Raw genomic sequence first — 557 nt, forward strand, 5'->3', positions numbered from 1 at the left:
GTTCAAAGAGCTTGTATTTTAAGTGATAGTGATGAAATTTTGATTCAAGATCTTTTTTTGGAAGCAAGAAAAACAAAAAAAGAGATTAAAAATCTTGAAAAAGATTTAATTATTGAAGTTCTTCAAAGTGTTAATTTTAATATAAAAGAGGCTAGTGATATTTTAGGAATGCAAATTCATATTCTAGAAGAAAAAATTCAAAAATATAATATTAAAGGATAAAAAATGCCAAAAAAGCAAAAAATTGCCATAGTTGGAGCTACAGGTGCCGTTGGTGAAGAAATTTTAAATGTTTTAGATGAATTAAAATTTCCAGTAGAAAGTATATTGCCTTTAGCTAGTGCCAAAAGTGCTGGGAGTGAAGTTGAATTTCAAAATAAATATTATAAAGTTCAAGAACTTAACGAAGAAGTTTTTAAAAATAATAAAATTGACATAGCTTTTTTTAGTGCTGGAGGTGAAATTTCTAAAAAATATGCCAAAATAGCAGCAGAAAATAAAGCTCTTGTGATAGATAATACAAGTTATTTTAGGATGGATAAGGATATTCCTTTAGT

At 26.4% G+C, this 557-nt stretch carries 1 protein-coding gene and 1 pseudogene; both read left to right on the plus strand.

The window, feature by feature from the left end; genetic code table 11:
• Positions 1-222: helix-turn-helix domain-containing protein (locus JG677_RS08510; RefSeq protein ID WP_325099577.1), on the plus strand; the 222-nt coding region annotated here is incomplete at its 5' end.
• Between the two features lie 3 nt (positions 223-225).
• Positions 226-557 (plus strand): annotated as a pseudogene (locus JG677_RS08515) (aspartate-semialdehyde dehydrogenase); the annotation flags it as partial.

The organism is Campylobacter sp. TTU-622 (genome assembly GCF_016598965.1).
Taxonomy (GTDB): Bacteria; Campylobacterota; Campylobacteria; order Campylobacterales; family Campylobacteraceae; genus Campylobacter_D.